General features: G+C 64.5%; 19 protein-coding genes. 17 read left to right on the plus strand and 2 right to left on the minus strand.

Annotated elements, in window-relative coordinates; translation table 11 throughout:
• Positions 1 to 41 precede the first annotated feature (41 nt).
• Positions 42 to 1,409, minus strand: a complete 1,368-nt coding sequence (locus tag FJW07_RS16430; protein ID WP_140857591.1) for an aminotransferase — start codon at positions 1,407 to 1,409, stop codon at positions 42 to 44.
• Between the two features lie 104 nt (positions 1,410 to 1,513).
• On the opposite strand from FJW07_RS16430, the gene FJW07_RS16435 reads away from it, so the two are divergent.
• The 3 genes from FJW07_RS16435 (at position 1,514) to FJW07_RS16445 (ending at position 4,257) form a co-directional block, all read left to right on the plus strand.
• Positions 1,514 to 2,401 (plus strand): transketolase, encoded by an 888-nt coding sequence (locus tag FJW07_RS16435; RefSeq protein ID WP_140857593.1) that lies wholly within the window; start codon positions 1,514 to 1,516, stop codon positions 2,399 to 2,401.
• Positions 2,398 to 3,375: a transketolase C-terminal domain-containing protein gene (locus tag FJW07_RS16440; protein WP_140707767.1), complete on the plus strand. Its 978-nt coding sequence runs from the start codon at positions 2,398 to 2,400 to the stop codon at positions 3,373 to 3,375. The genes FJW07_RS16435 and FJW07_RS16440 overlap by 4 nt, the downstream gene beginning before the upstream one ends.
• A 204-nt stretch (positions 3,376 to 3,579) precedes the next feature.
• Positions 3,580 to 4,257, plus strand: a complete 678-nt coding sequence (locus FJW07_RS16445) for a GntR family transcriptional regulator (RefSeq protein ID WP_140707769.1) — start codon at positions 3,580 to 3,582, stop codon at positions 4,255 to 4,257.
• A 6-nt stretch (positions 4,258 to 4,263) separates the two neighbouring features.
• Here the strand turns inward: FJW07_RS16445 and FJW07_RS16450 are convergent, their stop codons facing one another.
• On the minus strand, positions 4,264 to 5,496 hold the full coding sequence (locus tag FJW07_RS16450) for an aminotransferase class III-fold pyridoxal phosphate-dependent enzyme (protein WP_210239883.1): 1,233 nt from the start codon (positions 5,494 to 5,496) through the stop codon (positions 4,264 to 4,266).
• 109 nt (positions 5,497 to 5,605) lie between these two features.
• Between FJW07_RS16450 and otnK the strand changes: the two genes are divergently transcribed.
• The 14 genes from otnK (at position 5,606) to FJW07_RS16520 (ending at position 23,087) form a co-directional block, all read left to right on the plus strand.
• Complete coding sequence (gene otnK / locus FJW07_RS16455; RefSeq protein ID WP_140857595.1) at positions 5,606 to 6,883, plus strand: 3-oxo-tetronate kinase; 1,278 nt, start codon at positions 5,606 to 5,608, stop codon at positions 6,881 to 6,883.
• Positions 6,884 to 6,888: 5 nt separating this feature from the next.
• A complete protein-coding gene (locus FJW07_RS16460; protein ID WP_140707773.1) occupies positions 6,889 to 7,533 on the plus strand; it encodes a class II aldolase/adducin family protein in 645 nt (214 codons plus the stop codon).
• A 136-nt stretch (positions 7,534 to 7,669) separates the two neighbouring features.
• On the plus strand, positions 7,670 to 8,380 hold the full coding sequence (locus FJW07_RS16465; protein ID WP_140857597.1) for a GntR family transcriptional regulator: 711 nt from the start codon (positions 7,670 to 7,672) through the stop codon (positions 8,378 to 8,380).
• Between the two features lie 246 nt (positions 8,381 to 8,626).
• Entirely contained in the window at positions 8,627 to 10,132 is a 1,506-nt protein-coding gene (locus FJW07_RS16470; RefSeq protein WP_246680776.1) for an ABC transporter substrate-binding protein, read from the plus strand.
• Positions 10,133 to 10,162: 30 nt separating this feature from the next.
• Positions 10,163 to 11,176 (plus strand): ABC transporter permease, encoded by a 1,014-nt coding sequence (locus FJW07_RS16475; RefSeq protein ID WP_140784196.1) that lies wholly within the window; start codon positions 10,163 to 10,165, stop codon positions 11,174 to 11,176.
• Positions 11,173 to 12,009, plus strand: coding sequence for an ABC transporter permease (locus tag FJW07_RS16480; protein WP_140707779.1), 837 nt, complete (start codon positions 11,173 to 11,175; stop codon positions 12,007 to 12,009). The genes FJW07_RS16475 and FJW07_RS16480 overlap by 4 nt, the downstream gene beginning before the upstream one ends.
• Positions 12,006 to 12,992, plus strand: coding sequence for an ABC transporter ATP-binding protein (locus tag FJW07_RS16485; protein WP_140707781.1), 987 nt, complete (start codon positions 12,006 to 12,008; stop codon positions 12,990 to 12,992). The genes FJW07_RS16480 and FJW07_RS16485 overlap by 4 nt, the downstream gene beginning before the upstream one ends.
• A gap of 2 nt (positions 12,993 to 12,994) precedes the next feature.
• Positions 12,995 to 14,014, plus strand: a complete 1,020-nt coding sequence (locus tag FJW07_RS16490; RefSeq protein ID WP_246680777.1) for an ABC transporter ATP-binding protein — start codon at positions 12,995 to 12,997, stop codon at positions 14,012 to 14,014.
• 26 nt (positions 14,015 to 14,040) lie between these two features.
• Complete coding sequence (locus FJW07_RS16495; RefSeq protein ID WP_140784197.1) at positions 14,041 to 14,886, plus strand: SMP-30/gluconolactonase/LRE family protein; 846 nt, start codon at positions 14,041 to 14,043, stop codon at positions 14,884 to 14,886.
• 37 nt (positions 14,887 to 14,923) lie between these two features.
• Positions 14,924 to 16,591 carry a N,N-dimethylformamidase beta subunit family domain-containing protein gene (locus tag FJW07_RS16500; RefSeq protein WP_140857601.1) on the plus strand — a complete coding sequence of 556 codons (1,668 nt, stop codon included), beginning with the start codon at positions 14,924 to 14,926 and terminating at the stop codon, positions 16,589 to 16,591.
• Positions 16,592 to 16,920: 329 nt separating this feature from the next.
• Positions 16,921 to 17,712 (plus strand): enoyl-CoA hydratase-related protein, encoded by a 792-nt coding sequence (locus FJW07_RS16505; RefSeq protein ID WP_140784199.1) that lies wholly within the window; start codon positions 16,921 to 16,923, stop codon positions 17,710 to 17,712.
• A 1-nt stretch (position 17,713) separates the two neighbouring features.
• Positions 17,714 to 19,249: a 3-hydroxyacyl-CoA dehydrogenase gene (locus FJW07_RS16510; protein ID WP_281405336.1), complete on the plus strand. Its 1,536-nt coding sequence runs from the start codon at positions 17,714 to 17,716 to the stop codon at positions 19,247 to 19,249.
• 21 nt (positions 19,250 to 19,270) lie between these two features.
• Positions 19,271 to 21,448, plus strand: a complete 2,178-nt coding sequence (locus FJW07_RS16515) for an alpha-ketoacid dehydrogenase subunit alpha/beta (RefSeq protein ID WP_181182653.1) — start codon at positions 19,271 to 19,273, stop codon at positions 21,446 to 21,448.
• Positions 21,449 to 21,536: 88 nt separating this feature from the next.
• The gene (locus FJW07_RS16520; protein ID WP_226892237.1) at positions 21,537 to 23,087 is read left to right on the plus strand and encodes an ABC transporter substrate-binding protein; all 1,551 of its coding nucleotides are present in this window, start codon (positions 21,537 to 21,539) and stop codon (positions 23,085 to 23,087) included.
• Positions 23,088 to 23,149: the final 62 nt, after the last annotated feature.

Here is a 23,149-nt window from a genome sequence, read left to right on the forward strand (position 1 = left end):
CTTTTGTCCTGTCTGATGGTGATTGTCATGGCAGCCAAGCCTCAGAGCGAGAGGCTCTCCCTGGTGTCTTCGATAGCGAGAAAAAGCGCGCGGACGAGTTCGTCGATCTGGTCCGGCTCGATGATGTAAGGCGGGCAGAGCGCCAACACGTCGCCCATGTTGCGCAGGATGATGCCGCGTTGCCGGCAAGCGCGTTCAACCTGCGCGCCAACCCTGGCCTCGGCCGGAAAACCCTGTTTGGTGCGCCGGTCGGCGACCAGCTCAATGCCGGCCAGCAGGCCGACACCGCGGATCTCGCCGACCATCGGATGGTCGGCAAGCGCGTTGCGAAGCGCTTCCAACATCTGCGCGCCCAGCGTCCGGGCACGGCCGACGACATCGATCTCGTGATAGATGCGCAACGCTTCGGCGGCGACGGCCGAGGCGACGGGATGGCCTGAATAGGTGAAGCCGTGCCCAAAGACGCCGTTCCGGTGCCCTTCGTCCGCGATCGCCTGGTAGGTCGCGTCCAACACGACCACCGCCGCGATCGGCAGGTAGCCCGAGGACAGACCCTTGGCGACCGAGAACATGTCGGGCTTGAAACCGAAAGTCTGGCTGCCGAACCAATTGCCGGTCCTGCCGAAGCCGCAGACCACTTCGTCGGCCAGAAGCAGGATGTCGTGCTCGTCGAGCAGCTTGCGCAGCTTGGGGAAGTAACCTTGCGGCGGCACGACGACACCGCCCGCCCCCATCACCGGCTCGGCGATCATCGCCGCGATCGTCTCGGGGCCGGCCGCCAGGATCATCGCCTCCAGTTCGGCGATCAGCCGGTCGGCGAACGCCTCCTCGCTCTCCCCGTCCCGCGCCTCGCGGTAGAAATGCGGCTTGCCGGCAAAAAGGACGTCAGCGGTGTTCATGCCGAACGAACGGTGCATGTGCGGCAGGCCGCTCAGCACAGCTCCCATCACCGTACTGCCATGGAAGGCGCCGTTGCGGCTGATGATGCGCCGCTTCTCAGGCTTGCCGCGCGCCGCCTGATAGTACCAGGCAAGCTTGACCATGGAGTCGTTGGCTTCGGAGCCCGAATTGGCCAGGAATATCCTGCAGTCCGGAATTGGCGAGACCGCCGCGAGCTGCTCGACCAGATCGATGCAGGGCTCGTTCGAACGATGGTTGAACGTATGGTAGTTGGCGAGCTTGGCGAATTGGGCAGCCGCAGCGGCGGCCAATCTCTGATCGTTGAAACCGAGCGACGCCGTCCACAGGCCGGCCATGCCTTCGATATAGCGGTTTCCGGCATCATCGCGGACATAGACGCCGTCGCCGCCCGAGATGATCAGCGGCCCATCCTGCTCGTGCCGCCGCGGGTCCGTCTGCGAATGCAGATGCAGGCTCATGTCGATTGCCCGAGCCGAATTGTGCAGCATTTCCTGTTCCCTAAGAGCCGATGATTGTTCTTGCGGCTGAATCAGATATCTTATAACTTATAAGTTGTCGAGGGTCGGATAACTGGAAACGGAGGAGATTGAGCATGGCGTCCTCAGGCGCGAGCCGATGGCCGAGCAACGGCGGCAATGACGGGATATCGGACGAACAGGCTGCCCGCCTGCGCGAGCGCGCGCGCTTCGTGCGGCTGGAGACGATCAGGCTGATTTCGATCGCCAAGGTCGGCCACTACTCGTCGGTCTTCTCCTGCGCCGAGATCTTCTCGACGCTCTACTACGACACGATGCGGCTGCGCCGCGGCGAGCCGGGCTGGGCGGAACGCGATCGTTTCCTGATGGGCAAGGGTCATGCGGCGGTCGGCCAGTTTCCGATCCTCGCCGATCTCGACTTCTTCGACCGCTCCTGGCTCGACGATTACACCCGCCTGGGCAGCCCGCTCGGCGATCACCCCGACATGCGCAAGGTGCCCGGCGTCGACTTCAGCTCCGGTTCGATCGGCCATGCCCTGTCCAATGGCGTCGGCATGGCGCTGGGCGGCCGCTTCCACGGAAAGGACTTCAACGTCTTCGTCCTGCTTGGCGACGGCGAGATGCAGGAAGGGCAGGTGTGGGAGGCCGCCATCAGCGCCGCCACCCACCGGTTGGGCAAGCTCGTCGCGATCATCGATCGCAACGGCTACCAGCTCGACGGCAAGGTCGACGACGTCGCGACGGTCGAACCGCTCGATGAGAAGTGGCGCGCCTTCGGCTGGGAAGTGCATGAGGTCGACGGCCACGACGTCGTCGCGCTCGCCAACCTGCTGCGCAAGGTCAAGGCCGACACCGGCCGCGAAAAGCCCTGCTGCGTCATCGCCAAAACGGTCAAGGGCAAAGGCATCGACTACATGGAAACCGAACCCGGCTGGCATCTCGGCTATCTCGCGCCGGAAGACGAAGCGCGTGCCCGCGATATGATCCTCGAAGGTGCGGAATGAGCGCGGCCTTGCATCCCGACAGCTGGCAGTACCGCGAGTTGAACAAGCGCGCGCCTTCGCTTGCCACTTTGGCCAACACGCTGATCGAGCTTGCCGAAGCCGGCCATCCGGTCGTCGCCGGCACCGCCGACCTGCAGCATTCCAACGGCCTGGTAGGCTTTGCCCGGCGCTTTCCCGAGCGCTTTACGCAATTCGGTATTTCCGAGCAGAACATGGTTTCGGCCGCGGCCGGCATGGCGACGACCGGCGTCATGCCCTATGTGGCGACGTTCGCGTCTTTCCTGGCGTTGCTTTGCTGCGAGCAGATCCGCATGGACGTCGCCTATTGCGCGCAGCCGGTTCGCCTGATCGGTCACCACACCGGCATCTCGCTCGGTTTCTACGGCACCTCGCATCACGCCACGGAAGACATCGCGATCATGCGCTCGATTGCCGACCTCACCGTCGTCTCCACCGCGGACGGCCCGCAATTCGCCGCGGCGCTGCGCGCTTCCGTCAACCATCCGCAGCCGATCTATTTCCGCATCTCGCGCGGCCACGACCCGGTCGTTTATGCCGAGGATGCGCCATTCGAATTCGGCAAGGCCGTGGTCCACGGCATCGGCAACGACCTCACCATCATCGCCTGCGGCATGGCGGTGCACTCGGCCAAACAGGCGATGGAAGCATTGAACGCCAAGGGGCATTCCGTCGGCCTCATCGACATGCACACGATCAAGCCGCTCGACCGCGAGGCGGTGATGGCAGCGGCGCGCAAGTCGCGCTTCATCCTGACCGTTGAGGAACACAATATCCTCGGCGGCCTGGGTGGCGCCGTCGCCGAAGTGCTGGCCGAGGAAGGCGGCGGCGCACGGCTTGTGCGGCATGGCATCAAGGACGAATACAGCCTGATCGCGCCGCCGACCCACCTTTATCGCCACTACAAGCTCGACGCTCCCGGCGTCGAAAGCGTCGCCCAATCCCTGCTCGCTTAGAGCATGATCCCGAAAAGTGGGAACCGGTTTTCGGAAAAGATCATGCTCCCAACAAACAGCTGAGCAGGATGACGATTCAACGTAACGTCATCCTGCTCTAGCAGGCTCCACAATACAGTGAAGGAAAAAGCGTCTATTGGTTATATCCTGTAGAATCACTGCCGGCAGAAGACGCCAAACAACAATGCCGAGGAGACCTTTGCCGTGAACATTCAGCCGCTCGAGCAAGGCAACCTTTCCGCACGCGCCTATGTCGCCCTTCGCGAAGGCTTGATCGCGGGGCAGTTCCGGCCGGGGCAGCGCCTGGTGATGCAGGATCTCGCCGACCAGCTCGGCACCAGCGTCACCCCTGCCCGCGAAGCCTGCCTGCGGCTGGTCAGCGAACGCGGCCTGGAGCTGCGCTCGGGGCGTTTCGTCACCGTGCCGGCGCTGACGCTGGCGCGCTACATGGAGGTCCGCACCATAAGGCTGTCGCTGGAGGGCCTTGCCGCCGGGCTCGCGGCTCAGAATGCGACGAAGGATGACATCGATAAGCTGACCGCCATCCAGAAAGTGTTCGAAAAGGCGGACCGAGCCAGCGATCCGGAACTTTCATTTCGCTACAACCGCGACTTCCACTTCACCGTCTATCGGCTCTCCGGCATGGAAATGCTGGTCGCTCACATCGAGAGCCTGTGGGTCTCGATGGGGCCGATGCTGACCGTCTTCTTCAAGGAAGGCGAGCACAAATATGTCGGCGCCGCCCAGCACGAGACGGTGATAGAGGGCTTGCGCGAGAAGAATTCGGAAAAGGCGCGCGCCGCCATGGAGCAGGACCTCATCCTGGGCGGCGAGGATTTCCTGCGCTTCCTGCAGGGACACGAAGGCTTCGTCGCGCCGTAACCCTTGTCAGGCCAGCAGCCGCGCGACCGCCGCCAGAGCCTCGTCCGTCACCGACAGCGCCTGATCGATATCGGCCTGCTGGTGGGCAGCCGACAGGAACAGCGTGTGTGCGGGATGCAAGTAGACGCCCCGGGCGAGCGCTTCCAGGCAGAACGTGTCGCCGAGCTTCCGATCCACATCGTTCTCGAACAAAAGCACCGGCATCTGCACCGGTCCACTCTGCATGAGCGGCACACCATGCTTCCTCGCCTGCGCGTCGAGGCCGTCGCGGAAACACTGGCCCATGACCTGCATATGCGCCACGGCATCGACCGTGCGCAGCTTCCGGATTGTGGCGATCGCCGCCGCCATCGACACGCCGGCGGTCCAGAAGGAGCCAGTGGTGAAGATGCGTGTCGCTCCTTCGCGGAACCGATCGTTGCCGGTGACAGCGGCCAGCGCATGGCCGTTGGCGATCGCCTTGCTCCAGGCGGCCATATCCGGGCGCACGCCGACCGGTTCCCAGCTGCCGCCCATGTCTAGGCGGAAGCCGGCGCGGACGTCGTCGACGATCAGCGCTGCGTCGGCGCCGTCGGCGAGCGCCCGCGCCTTTCGCGCGAACGCCACGGTCGGCAATTCATGCGGCTTGCCAAGGTCGTGCTTGAAGGCCGAGACCAGGATCGCGGCGAGATCACCCCTGCACAGCTCGACCGCGGCCTCGAGGCTCTCGACGTTGTTGTAGTCGTAATAGACAAGATGCGCCCGGTCTTCCTCGGTAACGCCTGCGACCGATGGCGAGCACCAGGGAATGGCGCCATGATAGGCGCCGCGCGCGACCATGATCTTGCGGCGCCCGGTGCCCGCGCGCGCGATCGTGAGGCAAGCCGTCGTGGCGTCGGTTCCGTTCTTGGAAAACATCGCCCAATCGGCATGCGGGACGGTCTCGACTATCAATTCCGCCAATTCGACAAGCCGCTCGCTCGGCCCGTTCATCGCATCGCCAAGCGCCCGCTGCCTGTCGGCCGCCGCCTCGACGTCGGCGTCGCCATAGCCCAGGATCATCGGCCCCCAGCCGCAGAGGAAATCGATGTACTCGCGCCCGTCCGCGTCCCAGGTACGGCACCCTTGCGCTCGGGAGAAATATTGCGGATAGCCGGCCGGCAAGCGCGGTGCATTCTGATGCCCCCACATGCCGCCGGGGATGACGCGCTTTGCGCGGGCACGCAAGGCGCCGTCGATGCTCTTCGAATGTTGGTCCATGGAAGGGTGCCCCCGTCTGGCGCCGTGCCGCCCGACTCGCCAAGACTTGTTTGCAGCATTCGATATATGATGTATCATCCGCGTACAATAGTTCGGGGACGCGGAGAAAATGCAGCCCATCATCGGCATCGTTGCCGACGATCTCACCGGCGGCATGGAGACAGCCGCGATGCTGGTGGCGCTCGGCGTCAGCTGCGGATTCGTGACCAGGCCTGCTTTGGTCCAGCATTTCGCCAACTCGCCCGCTGTGGTCGTCGCGCAAAAGACCCGCGTCGTTCCGGTCGCCGAGGCCGTGCGGAAATCGGAAGATGCCGCGCAGCGGCTGCTCGACATCGGCGCGAGACGGCTGTTCTTCAAATATTGCGCCACCTTCGATTCTACCGATGATGGCAATATCGGTCCGGTGGCCGACAGTCTGCTTGCCTTGACGCGGGCCACCCACACCGGCTTCTGCCCGAGTTCCGGCGATCTCGCGCGCAGCGTCTTCCAAGGCCATCTGTTCGTCGGCGCGCAGCTCGTTTCGGAATCGCCCAAACGGTTCGATCCGCTGACCCCGATGACCGACCCCAATCTCGTTCGCGTGCTGCAGCGGCAGTCGAAACTCGCCGTCGGGCTGTTGCCGCACAATGTCGTCCGGGCCGAGCCTTCCACCCGGCGCGCCTATGTCGACCAACTGGCCGCCCAAGGCATCCGGCACGTCGTCATGGACGCAATCTATGCGGAAGATCTTGCCGCGGTCGCGGCGCTCACCGTCGATTGGCCGCTGATGACCGGCAATGCGCCGGTCATGCGCCACTATCCCGCGCTCTGGCGCGAGCGCGGCTGGCTGGACCACGCGCCGCCGAAGCGACCGCTGCCGGCGGTGGAAAGCCCGGGCGTCGTGCTGGCGGGCAGTTGCGCGGAACGAACGCTGGAGCAGCTCGCTGCGTTCGAGCAGGCAAGGCCGGTGCATCGCATCGACATCGCTTCGGTCGGAAACGTCGATGCGGCGGTTGCGGAGGCGCTCGCTTGGGCAGGCACACATCTCGAAGCCGGCCCGATCGCGATCGCCACCTCCGCCGGCCCGGAGCAGGTTGGCACCGCACAGGCAAGACATGGGCGCGAAGGCGCAGCAAGCCTCGCCGAGGCTATTCTTGGCAGGCTCTCTGTGGAACTGCGCAAGCGCGCCGTGCGGCGCTTCCTCGTTGCGGGCGGCGAGACGTCAGGGACGGTCGTCGAGCAGCTTGGAATAGATCGCTTGAGGGTTGGCGCCTACCAGGGTCCTGGCATTGCGCGGGCGACAACGGAAGATGGCGAGATCGTCGCCCTCAGCCTCAAATCGGGAAAGCTTGGCCCTGTGGACATGTTCCTGCCGACGCTGGAATCCATGCGGCATCCGGAGCACTGACGACGATGGACGAAGACACACCGCGCCAGGCGATAGTCGACACAGTGAAGCGTCTGCAGGACGAGGGCTTCAATCACGGCAACAGCGGCAATGTGAGCTGCCGGATTGCCGGCGGCATGCTGATCACGCCTACCGGGGCAAACAGCGCCAATCTGACGCCGTCCAGGCTTGTCCGCGTCGAAGCCGACGGCGGTGCGATTGGCGGCATTCCGTCGAGCGAATGGCACATGCATGCCGCGATCCTCGACGCCTATCGGGCCGCCAACGCGGTGATCCATACCCATGCCGATGCCTGCGTGGCGCTGGCTTGCCTGCGCAAGCCGCTGCCGTCGTTCCATTATATGGTCGCGGCCTTCGGCGGCGCCGATGTGCGCTGCGCCCGCTACGCCACCTTTGGCACGGTCGATCTCGGAACATCGGCGGTCGAGGCGCTCAAGGATCGCACGGCCTGCCTGCTCGCCAATCACGGCATGATCGCCATCGGCAAGACGCTGGAAGCTGCCTTCCAGACCACGGTGAAGCTCGAAACCCTGGCGCGCCAGTACCTGATGGCGCTGCAAGGCGGCGAGCCGGTGCTACTCCCGGAAGAAGAAATGCTGCGTGTCGGCGAGCGTTACGGCAATTATGGGACGGGTTTGCTGCCCGGCTAACGAGCGTGGCCGCAAGGAGCGATGAGCCTCGTTATGGACCGGATTTTCGAACGCTGCCGGGGACGCGATATGGACATGCCTGGTGCTGTATGGTCATGAGGACAGTCGGCCAGATGCAAAAGCGAGTCCGCTGAAAATGCAGAACCTGCCTGAGATTCAGGCGACGAGCCTGTCTTCGCAGATCTACCTGCGTCTTCGCCAGGAGTTGATGTCGGCGCGGCTTCATCCCGGCGACCGGCTGAAGATCCGCGACCTGGCCCAGCAACTCGGCACCAGCGAGACGCCTGTGCGCGAGGCTATCTTCCAACTCGTCAAGGACGGCGCGCTCGAGATGAAGCCGGGTTACTATATCCGCGTGCGGCGGATCAGCCTCAAGGAATATCTGGAGCTTCGCGACATCCGGCTGGTGCTCGAACCCTATGCCGCCGCCAAGGCGATGCCGCATATCGACGAGCCGTTCCTGAAAACCCTCGAAGATATCCATCACAAGCTGATCGAGGCTGAGCGCACCAAGGATTACGCGGCCGCGCTTCAGTACAACTACGACTTCCATTTCGCGGTCCATCGCAAATCGGAAATGCCGCATCTCATCGAGATGATCGAGAGGCTGTGGATCCAGGCCGGCCCGTTGCTCAGCCTGCTCTATCCGCATGGCCACCCGACCTATGAAGGCCAGCACCAGCATGTCAACGTGATCGCTGCCTTGCGCGCCAAGGACGAGGCGGCGCTCCGCCGCGCCTTCGAACAGGACCTGATCGAGGGCGGCCGCAAATTCATCGAGCATCTCGCCGGTATCGAGAGCAAGGAAAACGCCGAAGACGAGCCCTCGCGGCGGTCGCCGCGTTAGGCGGCACTCTCAAGAAAACCCACATCCAGGCGTCGCTTCATCCAAGGAAAATCTCCGGATTGGCCGTGAGGACCGAGCCTTTCCGCCGTGCCTCAGCGCTTGCGTCAATCCTCGATTTCACCGCTCGCCACGCGGCGCGGAAACGTCATCATGCGCGCTTGCGGCCTTCATCATATATGATATATTCTATTTCCAGAAGTCAAAAATAAGGGGAGAACAATGAAGCTTCGCTATGGGATTTTGGGAATGGCCCTCGGCCTTTTGATGGGCGGCGTCTCCTACTCGGCATTCGCCGACGACGCGTCCACCTTCGTCTATGCCGATGCCGGCGAGCCGAGCACCATCGACCCGGCCAAGGCCAACGTGAACTGGGAGCTCACGGTCACCCGCAATATCTACGATCGCCTGGTCGACTTCGACCTCTCCGATCCGTCCAAATTGCTGCCGGCGCTGGCGACGGAATGGCAGCAGGACGGCAAGGTCTGGACCTTCAAGCTGCGCGACCGCGTCACCTTCCACGACGGCACCGCCTTTGACGCCAACGACGTCAAGGCGACGCTCGACCGGTTGCTGAAGATCGGCCAGGGGCAGTCCTACCTGGTCGACGACATCGCCAGCGTCACCGTGGTCGACCCCAAGACCGTCAAGATCGAGACCAAGGCGCCGACCGTCTTCCTCGCGTCCAACCTCAGCCGCATCGAAATGCTGTCCGACGAGGACATCGCCAAGCACAAGGACGACCTCGGCCAAGCCTGGTTCAACGAGAACGCCAACGGCACCGGCCCCTACGAATTCGTGTCCTGGACGCGCGGCACCCAGATCGAGCTGAAGCGCAACGACAAATGGTGGGGCAAGTTCCCGGAAAAGCCCTTCGACCGCGTGCTCGACCGTTTCGTCACCGACGGCGCCAACCGCGCCCGCGGCCTCGAAGGCGGCGAGTTCGACCTCGCCAATTTCGTGCCGCTCGACGAGGCGCTGCGCATCGGCACCAGCAGCGGCTTCCATCTGGTCGAAGGCAACAATCTATGGGCGTGGCCGGCTATCTATCTCAACATGGATCTGGCGCCGACCAACAACAAGGATTTCCGCGAAGCGCTGGTCAAGGCCTTCGACTACAACGCCATGGTGCAGTCTTTCCAGGGCAAGGCCGAAGTCGGCCGCGGCCCGGTGCCCTCCTGGTTCCCCGGCAGCCCGGAAAAGGAGGAGGCCGAGATCAAGACCGATCTCGACGGCGCCAAGGCAGCGCTTGTCAAATCGGGTCTTGCCAATGCCAAGATGAAATGCTCGGTCCCCGCCGGCTTCCCGGAATTCCGCTTCGCCGCGACCGTTCTCCAATCCTCGGCCCAGCAGCTTGGCGTCACTGTCGAGATCGAGGAGCAGCCCTTCGTCGAGGCGATCACCGCCATCAAATCCGACAAGAGCAACTGCTTCGTGCTCGGCAACGCCAATCTCAGTCCCTCCGACGCGACCAAGTTCTTCGCGGCGCATTATCTCAAGGGCGGGTTCTACAATTCTGGCAAATTCTTCGACCAGACGCTGCAGGACCTCGTGGCGAAGCTGCCGACCATCGCCGACCCGACCGAGCGCGGCAAGCTGCTCAAGCAGGCGGCCGATATAGTGGTGGACTCCCACTACATCATCTGGACCGCGCGGCCGAAGACCGTGGTGCCCGAACCTGACCGGATCGGCGGCTACCGCATCGACCCGGCCGAGTACATCAACGCCCGCTTCTGGGAAATGTACAGCAAGTAACAGCGGGGTGAGCATGCGGACAGCACGGTTGTGATCGCCTTCCTGTTCAAGCGTCTGGTCTGGGGTCTTGTCGTCCTCATCGCCGTCGCGGTCATAACCTTCTTCCTCAGTCGTGTCGTCCCGGCCGACCCCGCCGCCTTCCTGGCCGGCCAGAACGCCTCCGAAGAGACCGTGCAGCGCATCCGCGTCGAGCACGGTCTCGACCGCCCGCTGCCGGAACAATTCGCCACCTATATGATCGGCCTCGCCAAGGGTGACCTCGGCGAGTCGATCCGCACACGCCGCAGCGTCAGCACCGACCTCAAGCAGTACCTGCCGACCACGCTGGAGCTCCTGATCGTCAGCTTCGTCCTCTACTTGGCGATCAGCTTCTCGCTGGCGGTGCTCGCGGCCCGCCGCCCCGGCGGCGCGGTGGACGGCGCGATCCGCCTCATCACCATGATCGGCACCGGCATCCCGGTGTTCTGGCTCGGCATGACGCTGCAGTTCCTCTTCTTCTACAAATTGCATTGGCTGCCGCTCGGCGCGCGCTTCCCGATCCGCGAGACGGCGCCGCCCGTGGTCAGCGGCTTCCTGCTCATCGATTCCCTGCTGGCCGGCAGCCTCTCGGCCTTTCTCGCCAGCCTGAAACACCTGGCGCTTCCCGCCGCGACCATCGTCGTCAACCTGCTTGCGGTCGGCACCCGGCTATCGCGCGCCGCCCTCATCCAGGAGCAAAGCCGGCTCTATGTGCGCACGGCGCGCGGCAAGGGCCTGTCGCCCAATCGCATCCTGTTCAAGCACATCTTGCGCAATGCGCTGTCGCCGATCCTGACGGCGACCACCATGCAGTTCGGCTACATGATCAGCTGGGTGATCCTGGTCGAGGTCATCTTCGACTGGCCCGGCATCGGCCTCTACGCCTACCAGTCGTTCCAGGTCTTCGACTATTCGCCAGTGATTGCGCTGGCGATCGTCTCGACGGCCGGCTTCGTGATCATCAACCTGGTGATGGATCTGCTCTATCCGGTGATCGATCCGCGTGTGCAGAGTGTCGGCTCATGAGCGTTTCCACACAGCCTACGCGCCGGACCATCGCGAGGCCGAAAGGCGTGCTGCTGCCGCTCGCGCTGCTGGTGCTGGCGATCCTGGCGGCCTTTACGCTTCTGCCCGGCCTGATCGCGCCGCACGACCCGATCGCGCTCGCCATGACCGACCGGCTGAAGCCGCCGAGCCTCACGCACATCTTCGGCACTGACGAGGGTGGCCGCGATGTCTTCTCGCGTATCGTCTACGGCACCCGCTATTCGCTCGGCGTGGCGATCGCCATCGTCTTTGCCTCCGCCTTGTTCGGCGTGATCTACGGCGCGGTCTCCGGCATGGCGCGCCAGGGCATCGACAACCTGATGATGCGCATCGTCGACCTGTTCTTCGGCTTCCCGGCGCTGGTGCTGGCGCTCGCCGTCGCCGCCTCGATCGGACGCGGCCTCGACAGCGTGGCGCTGTCGCTCGCCATCATCTGGTGGCCGGGTTATGCGCGGCTGGTGCGCGGCGAGGTGCTGCGCCTGCGCGAGCGGCCGCATGTCGAGGCCGCCCGCGCGCTCGGCGTGTCGGAGATGACCATCCTGCGCCGCCACATCATCCCTTTCGTCGTCCAGGAGGTGAATGTGCGCGTCACCACCGACATCGGCTACGCGCTGGTCGCCGTCACCGCCCTTTCCTTCCTCGGTCTCGGCGCCAATTCGCCGACGCCGGAATGGGGTTTGCTGATCCGCGACTCGCGCCCCTATTTCGGCTCGGCCTGGTGGTATCTGGTCTTTCCCGGCACCATGATCATGCTGACCGCCACCGCCTTCTCGCTGATCGGCGACGCGCTCGCGTCGAGGCGGGCCGCATGATCCTTTCGGTCCGCGACTTCGCAATCGGTTTCCAGCGCGAGGGCCAGAACCTCGTCGCTGTGGATGGCATTTCCTTCGACGTCGCCGACGGCGAGACCTTCGTCATCATCGGCGAGTCCGGCTCGGGCAAGTCGCTGACCGGCATGTCGATCGCCGGATTGCAGCCGCCCACCGCCTTCGTCTCCGGCTCGATCCGCTTCAAGGATCGCGAAATGCTGAAGCGGCCCGACGCCGAATTGCGCAAGCTGCGCGGCCCGGAGATCGGCCTGATCTATCAGGATCCGCTGAGCTCGCTGAACCCGGTCTGGCCGGTCGGCGACCAGATTGCGGAAACCCTCGTCGCGCACGGCCTTGCCGGCCGCGCCGAGGCAAGCAAGCGCGCCGTGGAAATGCTGGAGCGCGTACGCATTCCCGACCCGCGCCGCGTCGCCTCCGCCTATCCGCACGAGATCAGCGGCGGCATGCGGCAGCGCGCCATGATCGCGATGGCTCTGGCGGCCGGCCCGAGCCTGCTGATCGCCGACGAGCCGACGACGGCGCTCGACGTCACCATCAAGGCGCAGATGCTTGAGCTGCTTGCCGAACTGAAGCGCGAGCTGGCGCTGACGATCATCCTGATCACCCACGACATGGGTGTCGTCGCCGAAGTAGCCGACCGCATCCTCGTGCTCTATGCCGGCCGTATCGCCGAGGTCGGGCCGGCCGATTCCATCATGCTGCAGCCCTCGCATCCTTACACGGCGGCACTGATGACCAGCGCCATGATTTCGCAGACGCCGGCCAAGCAGGATCTCAACGCCATCGTGGGCGGCGCGCCCGGGCTGGGCGCCTTCCCGTCCGGCTGCCGCTTCCATCCGCGCTGCCCGCGCGCGCAAGACGACTGCAAGGCCGTCGAGCCGCCGCGGCGCAAATTCGGCGCCGTGGAGCTGGCCTGCCATCATCCGATCGAGGCAGCCAAGCCTCTTGAAATCGCGAGGAGCTGACCATGGCGCTTCTCGAACTTGATGCCGTCTCGAAAACCTTCTCGCAGCGCCGCGGCGGCCATGGCGTGCAGGCGGTGGCCGGTGTTTCGCTCACCGTGGGCAAGGGAGAGACGTTGGGGCTGGTGGGCGAGAGCGGATGCGGCAAGTCCACTCTCGCCCGGCTGGCGCTCAAGCTGGTCGACGTGACGGATGGGCGCGTGCGCTTCGACGGCGTCGACGTGACCGGGTTCGCCAGCCGGCGCATGCTGCCGATACGTCGCCGGTTGCAAGCCGTGTTCCAGGATCCGCTCGCTTCGCTCAACGCGCGCATGACCATTGCCGAAGTGATGCGCGAGCCGTTCGACACGCATGGCGTCAAGCTGGGCACCGGGCTCGAGGGGCGCATCCGCGAGCTTCTCTCCTTCGTCGGATTGGAGAACATCGATATCCAAAAACTGCCCGGCCAGTTTTCCGGCGGCCAGTTGCAGCGCATCGCTATTGCAAGGGCGCTGGCGCTCGAACCGGAAATCATCGTCGCCGACGAGCCGACTTCCGCGCTCGATCCGTCGATCCAGGCGCAGATCGTCAACCTGATGCTGCAGATCCAGCGCAAGCGCGGCATCTCCTACCTGATCATCTCGCATGACCTCGACGTCATCGGCCATGTCGCCGACCGCATCGCTGTGATGTATCTCGGCACCATCATCGAGCAAGGAACGGCCGACGAGATCATGCGGCGGCCGCTGCATCCTTACACGCAGGCGCTGTTGTCGGCCGCGCCGACGCTTGCCGCGCGCCGCCAGGTCGGCTGGAAGCGCATCATACTCACCGGCGATCCGCCCAATCCTGCCGACGTGCCATCCGGTTGCCGGTTCCACCCGCGTTGCCATCTGGCGCGCGACATTTGCCGGGAACAAGTGCCGCCATTGCGCGCCATGCCCGGCACCGGCCAGATGGTGGCCTGCCACCTCGCGCCCGAAGAGACGGCGCGCGCTGGGGCCGAGGTTGTGCGAGCGCGACGCGGGCTAGCCGCCGCCAGTTAGAAGCACACCGAAGGGAGGGAGGAGCAATGAAACGGTCGAAGGAAATCCACGTGACAGGCCTGGGCTTTCCGGAGGGACCGGTGGCGCTTCCGGACGGTTCGATCGCCTTCGTCGACCTGCTGCACGCCAAGGTCCGCGCCTTCAAGGACGGTGCCGTGCGCGAGCTGGCCACGCTTCCCGGCGCGCCGAACGGTATGCGGCTCGGCCCCGACGGCGCGCTCTATATCTGCAACAATGGCGGGCTTGCACCGGAATCGTTGGAGAAGCTGCATTTCGCCGCGCCGCTGATCCCCGGCTGCATCCAGCGCCTGGAGCTCGACGGCCGCTGGGAAAACTTCGCCGACCAGCTGCCCGGCGCAAAGCCTTCGCGGCCAAACGATTTGATCTTCACGCCGGAAGGCGGGATCGTCTTCACCGATCCGCAGAACTGGGAGGTTCTGGGCGCCGACGACGCGGCCTACCATGGCGGACAGCTGCTTGCGGCGGGACGGGACCGGAAGGTCCGTGCCCTGGCCAAGATGACCGGCTTTCCCAACGGGCTTGTCTTCCATCCCGACGATTCGCTGATCGTCGGCATCACCATGGAGCATCGTCTGCTGCGCTTCGACTGGAATGACGGCAGCGTCGGCGCGATGACCGAATGGGTTCGTTTCGACGACCGCTTCAATCCGGACGGCATGGTCTTCCATGAAGGCCTGCTCTACGTCACCGGCAGCACCGGCGACCGGGTCGCGATCCTCGACACCACTGGACGGCTGGTCGAGATGATCGATTGCGGCGAGGGCGGCGACCCGACCAATTGCTGCGTCCATGACGGCCGGCTCTGGGTGACGCGCGGCCTGCCCGGCGAGCTCGTCTCGTACACGCTTTAACCGACCTTCCCTGCAGATGATCTGAGTGAGCTAGCCAATGTCCCGTGAAGACAATTTCGTTCCGCCCGAACTCGGCCCCGTCAACATCCGCCCACGCAAAGCCTGGGCCATGTCCGCCGACGAGCATTGGCACTCCAACCCCTGGTACGAAGCGCCGCGCGGCGACCCTGCCCTGCCCGAGGTCTATACCTACACGGACACGATGTCCTATGACCCGGGCGACGAGGTGGTCTTCCATTCCTCGACTACCGCGCCGCATTGGACGCTGGAGATCTACCGCGACGGCTATCGGCCGGAAACCGTCCGCAAGGTCGAGGACATCGCTGGTGTCTTCGCGCCGACGCCGGCGGATGCATATCGCTCCGGCTGCGGCTGGCCCGTCAGCCACCGCTGGCGGCTGCCGGCCGATCTGCGCTCGGGCTTCTACCGGGTCGTCTCGACCTGCACCCGCGCCAATGGCGGCAAGTTCGTCCAGCACCATTTCTTCGTCGTGCGTCCGACAGCGGCGACGCGCCGCGCCAAGATCCTAATGATCCTGCCGACCGGCACCTGGACCGCCTACAATGATTTCGGCGGCGCCAACCACTATTTCGGTGTTGCCGGTCCGGGCAAGGACCAGCCCTCGCCCGTGCTTTCGCTCGAGCGCCCGTGGACCCGCGGCGTCGTCTGGCTGCCGCCTGGCGCGCCGCGCATCTGCGCCGACCCGCTGCCGGAATTCGGTGACGCGCCGCGCTATCCGATGAAGGAATGGGCCTATGCCAACGGCTTCGGCCAGTATTACGCCGCCGCCGGCTGGGCGCAGTTCGACCGCCACTTCGTGCTGTGGGCGGAGAAGGAAGGCTACGAGCTCGACATGATCACGCAGACCGACCTTCACTACAGGCCGGAGCTGCTCGACGCCTATCCGTGCGTGACCATTGTCGGTCATGACGAATACTGGACCCGCGAGATGCGGCTGGCGGTCGAAGCCTATGTCGAACGCGGCGGCAGGCTTGCGCGCTTCGGCGCCAACTTCCTCTGGCAGATCCGCCTGGAGGACGGCGGCAAGCGCCAGATCTGCCACAAGTTCAACGCCATCAACAACGACCCGGTCGCCGGCACCGATAAGGCGCATCTGCTGTCGACAGCATGGGAAGACAAGGACGTTGCCTGGCCGGGCGCCTCGACGGTCGGCGTCAACGGATTGCATGGGCTCTACGCGTCCTGGGGCGGCTTCGCGCCGCACGGCCAGAAGGGCTTCACCGTCTACCGTCCCGAGCACTGGGTGTTTGCCCGCACCGGGCTTCACTATGCCGATATCTTCGGCGACAAGGAGCGCATCTTCGCCTACGAGGTCGACGGCCTCGACTACACATTCAGGCATGGCCTCCCCTATCCTGTCCCGGTCGACGGTCAGCCGGAAACGATCCAAATCCTCGCCATGGCGCCGGCGGTGCTTGCCGAGGACGAGCCGGACGGCGAAGGCTTCCGTTACTATGTCCGCAGCAGCGACCATGAGGGCCTGGTGAAATGCGTCACCGGCGAGGTGACGCCGGAAGGGCTTGCCCGCTATAAACACGGCGCCGGCATGATGGTGCACATGACGCGCGGCAAAGGCGAAGTGCTGACCGCCGCGACTTGCGAGTGGGTGATGGGCCTCAAGCGCGGCGACCGCTTCACCGAGCAGATCACCCGCAACGTGCTCGACCGTTTTACCAACGCATGAAATTGCGCGGCGGGCTTGTCGTTTGATCGGCGAACGATCATCGGAACGCAGGCCTGGCTCCGCCACTCTGCTTGCCTGTTTGTCCTGCCACCGCGCTCCCACAAGCACGGACACTCAAACATTTCGGGTAACGGACCGACGACCTGGACCAAGGACCTGAAAGCGCCTCGGAACGCGAGGAAAATGCCGTGCCGACAAACCGGCCCCGCCCGCGAAACCACCCCAGATCGCGCCGGCCGCAACGAACAATACCCTTGCGGCCTTCGTGGCTGCTGACTATAGTCGCGCAGATATGAAATTAAATTCCACTCGCTGATTACGCGGCACGAATGAGCTCCACGAACGATCAATCTCTCGTTGTCATCGAGAGCCGCCCTGTCGAGAATGTGGGGCTGGTCGAAATCAATCGTCCCGAAGCGCGCAATGCTCTCAATCTGGAAGTGCGGGAGAAGCTGGCCACCGCGGTAGCCGGCTTTTCGGAGGATCCGGAAGTCCGGGCGATCGTGATTGCGGGGCGCGGCGGCAACTTCGTGGCGGGCGCCGACATCAAGGCCTTCGAAAAACTCGGCTCGGCCGATATGCTTCTGCAACGCACCCACCGCTATTGGGATGTGATCGCCAGATGTCCGAAGCCGGTCATTGCCGCGGTCGAAGGCTTCGCGCTCGGTGGCGGCTGCGAACTTGCCATGCACGCCGATATCATTGTTGCCGCACGCACAGCCACGTTCGGGCAGTCCGAGGTCAAGCTTGGCTTGATGCCGGGCGCCGGCGGCACCCAGCGGCTGCTGCGGGCGATCGGCAAATACAAGACGCTGATGCTCGTTCTCACCGGCGACATGTTTTCGGCCGAGGATGCCGAGCGTGCCGGCCTCGTCAGTACCCTCACGGATGAGGGCCAGGCCTTGCAGCAGGCGTTGCAGATCGCCCAGAAGATCAGCCGTCTCCCGCCGCTGGCCGTGGAGCAGATCAAGGAAGCCGTCGTCAACGGCGAGGACGCTCCGCTGGAGACGGCGTTGAGGCTGGAACGCAAAGCCTTCCAACTGCTTTTCGATACCGCCGACAAGCGGGAAGGCATTGGCGCCTTCATCGACAAGCGTAAGCCCTCGTTCAAGGGGCGCTGACTTGGCGGACGCGGGAGGGGTCTCAACAAGTCGGATCGAAAAAGCCGGTGTCGTGGGCGCCGGAGTGATGGGCTGCGGCATAGCGGAAGTTCTGGCGGCGGCGGGCATTGACGTGCTGATCGTCGATGAAGCGGCCGGCAAGGCAGCTGCCGCCGTCGAGCAGATCGCGTCGCGCCAGCGCGCCAGGGCGCAGGCAGGCAAAATCAGCCCGGACGCCGTCGAGAAACTGCTTGCCCGCATCGCGCCTGTCGAAACCCTCCACCGCCTGGCTGACGCCGATCTGGTCGTGGAGGCCATCGTCGAACGTATCGAGCCCAAACGTCAGCTCTTCAAGGCGTTGGAGGAGATCGTCGGGCCCGACGCGATCATCGCGACCAACACCTCTTCCCTCTCGGTGACGGCGATCGCGGCGGCGGCGAAACGGCCGCAGCGGGTCGCCGGCTACCATTTCTTCAATCCCGTGCCGGTGATGAAACTGGTCGAGGTCATCTCCGGCGCTCACACATCGCCCGAGGTGGAGCGCGCGCTGGTCGACCTTGCCGCCCGCTTCGGCCATCGTCCCGTCGTCGCCGCCGACACCCCCGGCTTCATCGTCAACCACGCCGGACGCGCCTTCGGCACGGAGGCCCTGGCGATGCTGCGCGAAGGCGTGGCCTCGATCGGCGAGATCGACGCGATCCTGCGCGATGCGGCCGGCTTCAAGATGGGGCCGTTCGAGCTGATGGACCTGACCGGCCTCGACGTTTCGCACCCGGTGATGGAAAGCATCTACACCCAGTTCTACCAGGACCCGCGCTACCGTCCTTCCGTGATCGCCGCGCAGCGCGTGGCGGCAGGCCTGCTTGGCCGCAAGACGGGACGCGGCTTCTACAGCTACGACGCCAACCGGCAAGCGATGCCGCTTGAGACCGCGCAGGCCGCCGAGACCGCGGCACTTCCGAAGCGTGTCGCCGTGCTCGCCGACAATGACGCGGGCGATATGCAGAAGCTGGTCGCGTCGACCGGCGCCACGGTCCTGAGTCCCGAGGATCGGACGCCCAAGCAGGATGATCTCATCCTCGTGGGACTGGAGGGTGAGGATGTCGCCGGCGCGGCGATCCGCCTCGGCTTGTCCCCATCTCTATGCGTCGGGTACGATTCCTATTTCGGTCTGGGTCGGCATGTCACGCTGGTCGCGTCTGCGGCGACATCGGAAAAAGCCAGGAGCGCGGCTGTCGCGCTTGTCCAAAGCACCGGCCGCAAGGCGACGCTGGTGAACGACAGCTGCGGCGCGGTCTGCCAGCGCGTCGTGGCGATGATCGTCAATATCGGCTGCGAGATCGTTGAGCAGAAGATCGCATCGGCAGCGGACGTAGACGCCGCCGTGCGGCTGGGGCTCGGCTACCCGCACGGACCGCTGGAATGGGGCAACAAGCTCGGCCCTGCCCGCATTCTGCGCATCCTGGATACGGTGCATGAGCGCACCCGGGACCCTCGCTACCGCGCAAGCCTATGGCTGCGCCGGCGCGCGGAATTGGGATTGGCGCTGGAAGAATAAGCATGCCGGGGAGGAGTTGAGTTGGTCCAAAAGCATGAGTTGAAGCCTTCGGCGCCGTGGTACCGGATCGAAGCGGACGAGTCCGACTGGTCGAGCCTGCCCGCGCAAGAGCTGGTTCGCCTCTACGCCCAGATGAAGCTGATCCGGCGCTTCGAGGAAAAGATCCTCGACCTGGAGAAGGCCGGCCTCATCCATGGCCCTGCCCATGCCAGCATCGGCCAGGAGGCGGCGGCCGTGGGAGCCGTTTCGATGCTGCGCGCCTGCGATCAGATCAACGGCACGCACCGCGCGCATCACCAGGTGCTGACCAAGCTGGTCAACGCGCAGACCGAGCCGGATTTCGACATACTGAGCCAGGACTTCACGCCGCCGATGGATGACGCCGTGCACCGCTTCATGGCCGAAATCATGGGTCTCTCGCCGGGCTATTGCGGAGGCCGCGGCGGCTCGATGCATATGCGCCACGCGGAGTCCGGCGTGGCCGGCACCAGCGCCATCGTCGGCGGCAACATTCCGCATGCCGTCGGATACGCGCTTGCCGACGACATCCTCGGCAGGGACGGGATCTCGGTCGCTTTCTTCGGCGACGGCGCCTCGCTGCAGGGCGCAACCTATGAATCGATGAACATCGCGGCCGCCTACAAGCTGCCCGTCATCTTCTTCGTCGAAAACAATCTCTACGCCGTGTCCACGCATATCGACGACGTGACGGCCGAACCTCGGATCGGCTCGCGCGGTCCGATGCTCGGCTTCACCGGCATCGAATGCGACGGCATGGATGTGGTCGCGGTGCATCGCGCGATGTCCGACGCCGTCGAGACGATCCGCGCGGGGCGCGGCCCGGTGGTCATCGAAGCGAAATGCTACCGATACTTCCATCAGAGCGGCAGCAAGGCCGGAAGCGAGTTTGGCTATCGCGGCAAGGAAGAAGAGCAGGAATGGCTGAAGCGCGATCCGCTTCGCCTGGCGGAGGCGCGCCTCGGCAAACTGGGGATTCTCGACAGCGCCGCGCTGGCCCTGATCGATGAGCGCGTGACGACGGTCGTCCAGTCGGCCGCCAGCCGTTTGACCGAAACGGCGCCAGGCAGCAACCAGCTTCGCATCCCGGACGGCCTCTGGCCCGCCGCGCGGTCCGTCGACACCGGCATCCTGGCGCCGCCCGCCGAAGCCGAAGGGCTAAAATATCGCGAGATCGAAGATTTTGCGCCCGACCAATTGGTGAAGGCGCGGTTCGTCACCGCTGCCGGCGAAGCGCTGGGCGCGGCGATGGCCGCCGACCCGACCATCATCGTGCTCGGCGAGGACGTCCATCGCTTGCGTGGCGGGGTGAGCGGCTTTACCCGGTCCGCCCTCGAGCAGTTTCCCGGTCGCGTGCTGGCCATGCCGATCGCCGAGAACGGCTTCACCGGCGTGGCGCTTGGCGCTGCGCTGCGCGGGTTGCGGCCCATCGTCGAAATCATGTTCGGCGATTTCTGCTTCGTGGCGGCCGATCAGATCGCCAATGGCATCGCCAAGGTGAGGCACATGTTCGGCGATGGATTTCCCGTGCCGCTCATCATGCGGGTGCGCGTTTCCCCGCACACCGGCTACGGCTCGCAGCATTCGAGCGACCCGGCGGCGCTGTTCAGGATGTTCCCCGGCTGGCACGTGGTCTCGCCGACGACGGCGTTCGATTATGTCGGATTGCTGAACACGGCGCTGAAGACCAACGACCCCGTCGCGATCATCGAACATGTCGAGTTCTATCAGCGCGAAAGCCTGGTTCCGCGCGACGAGCGCGACTACTGCATCCCGTTCGGCAAGGCCAAGATCGTCCAGCCTGGCGGCGCCTGCACGGTTCTCGCGACATCCGTCATGGTTCCCACCGCCGTGAAGGTCGCGGAGGAAACCGGCGTCGACGCCGAAATCATCGACATGCGCAGCATCGGCCAACTCTCGACCGACTGGGCTCTCGTGCTGTCGTCCGTAGCCAAGACAAACCGGGTCATCATCGTCGAACAGGTCGCGAGCGGCCTTTCGCTTGGCCGCCACTGGATCGCCGAGATCCAGGCGCGCGCCTTCGACGATCTCGACCACGAAATACTCCACGTCACCGGCAGCCTTTCGGCGCCTGTCGTTTCGGCCGTTTTAAACAAGGCCGCGCTGGGATCCGCCGAGAGACTGCGCCAGGCGATGGAGTTGATTGCCCAAAGTGCCTGAACTGAAAAATGCCAGAAGGAGCATGATAATGAGACTGGGGAACTTCAACCGTATTTCTAGACACTGGAAGAGCCTTGCGGCGGCGACGATGCTTGGCGGCCTGGCCGCCACGGCAATGCCGGCGGAGGCCAAGACGCTGGTCATCGCCCGCGACATGGACGTCAATTCGCTCGATATCGACAGGAGCTGGTGCGACACCTGCATGATCTACAATGCGGCCGTCTATGACGGGCTGCTGGCGCTGGACAAGGACAACAAGCTGGTTCCGGTCATCGCCGAGAGCTGGACGGTCAACGACGACCAGACGGTCTTCACCTTCAAGCTCAATTCCAAAGCGACTTTCTCCGACGGCTCCAAGGTCGAGGCGAAGGACGTGAAATGGTCGTGGGAGCGCCTGAAGAACATCAAGGGCAGCCCGTCCGACCTCGCCGCCAGCATCTCGTCGATCGAGACTCCCGACGCCGAGACCGTAGTGGTCAAGACCGCCGAGCCCAATTCCGAACTGCTGAACGTGCTGGCGGCGAGCTATTTTGGCGTCATCAACAGCGACGTCGCCCAGTCGGAGGGCAAGGCCACGGCAGCGGCCGACGCCGCGCAGTCGGACCAGGCCGAACCGTGGTTCCTCGCGCACTCGGCCGGCGCCGGTCCGTTCGTGCTCGAATCCTACCAGCCGGGGGCCGAGCTCAGGCTGAAGCGGAACGAGAAATACTGGCGCGAGCCGGCGAAGGTCGACGAGATCGTCATCCGTCAGGTCGGCGATGCCGTGGCTCAGGCCCAGCTTCTGCAGAGCGGCCAGGCCGACGTCGCCATGAACATCGATCCGGAAACGGCCAAGACGCTCACCGGTCCGAACGTGAAGACGGAGTCGGCTCCGTCCAACAACTTCGTCTACCTCGCCATCAGCCCAGGCGCGGTCGCCAACCCGTTCCCGATCACGGCCGATATCCGTGAAGCCATCTCGCTCGCCGTCGACCGCAAATCGCTTGTCGACTTCACGCTGGGCGAAGGCAATGGCCGGCTGATCTCGGTGCCCTTCCCTCTGGACTTCCCGGGCGGGGCCGGGCACTCGATCCCGGAATACAGCCCCGACAAGGCAAAGGAATTGCTGGCCAAGGCAGGGCACGCCGACGGCTTCACGCTAGAGGCGACCTATCCGAAGCTCAACGTCTACGGCGTCGATTTCACCCTGGCCATGCAGAAGATCCAGCAGGATCTGGCGGCGGTGAACATCAAGCTGGAGCTCAAGCCCGTCGAGTTCCCGAACTGGCGCGAGGCGGCGACGAAGGATCACATTCCGATCACCTTCGTCTTCTTCGCGCCCGACTTCTACGGCACCTCCCAGTATGTGAACTACTTCGGCCTTGCCCCGGATACACCCTGGGCCAAGCGCGCGGGTGCCGCCACCGACCCCTCCTTCGTCCTTCCTGACTCAAAGACGATGCTGGCGGAAGCGCTCAAATCAGCGCCCGAAAAGGCGGAGAAAATCTATTTCGATATCGGCGAGAAGATCAAAGCGCAGAACGTCATCATTCCGATGATCAGCCCGAACACGATCCTGGCCTATGGCAGCAAGGTCCACGGGGTTCGCAATTCACCGAGCTCAAACGTTCCGCTCTACGAGATCACGCTCGACGACTGAGCGACATCCCTGTATCCGCGAGGCCTTTGAGGAGCCCTCGCGGATACAGTCCATTCGACCAG

This window comes from Mesorhizobium sp. B3-1-9 (assembly GCF_006439595.1).
GTDB lineage: Bacteria > Pseudomonadota > Alphaproteobacteria > Rhizobiales > Rhizobiaceae > Mesorhizobium.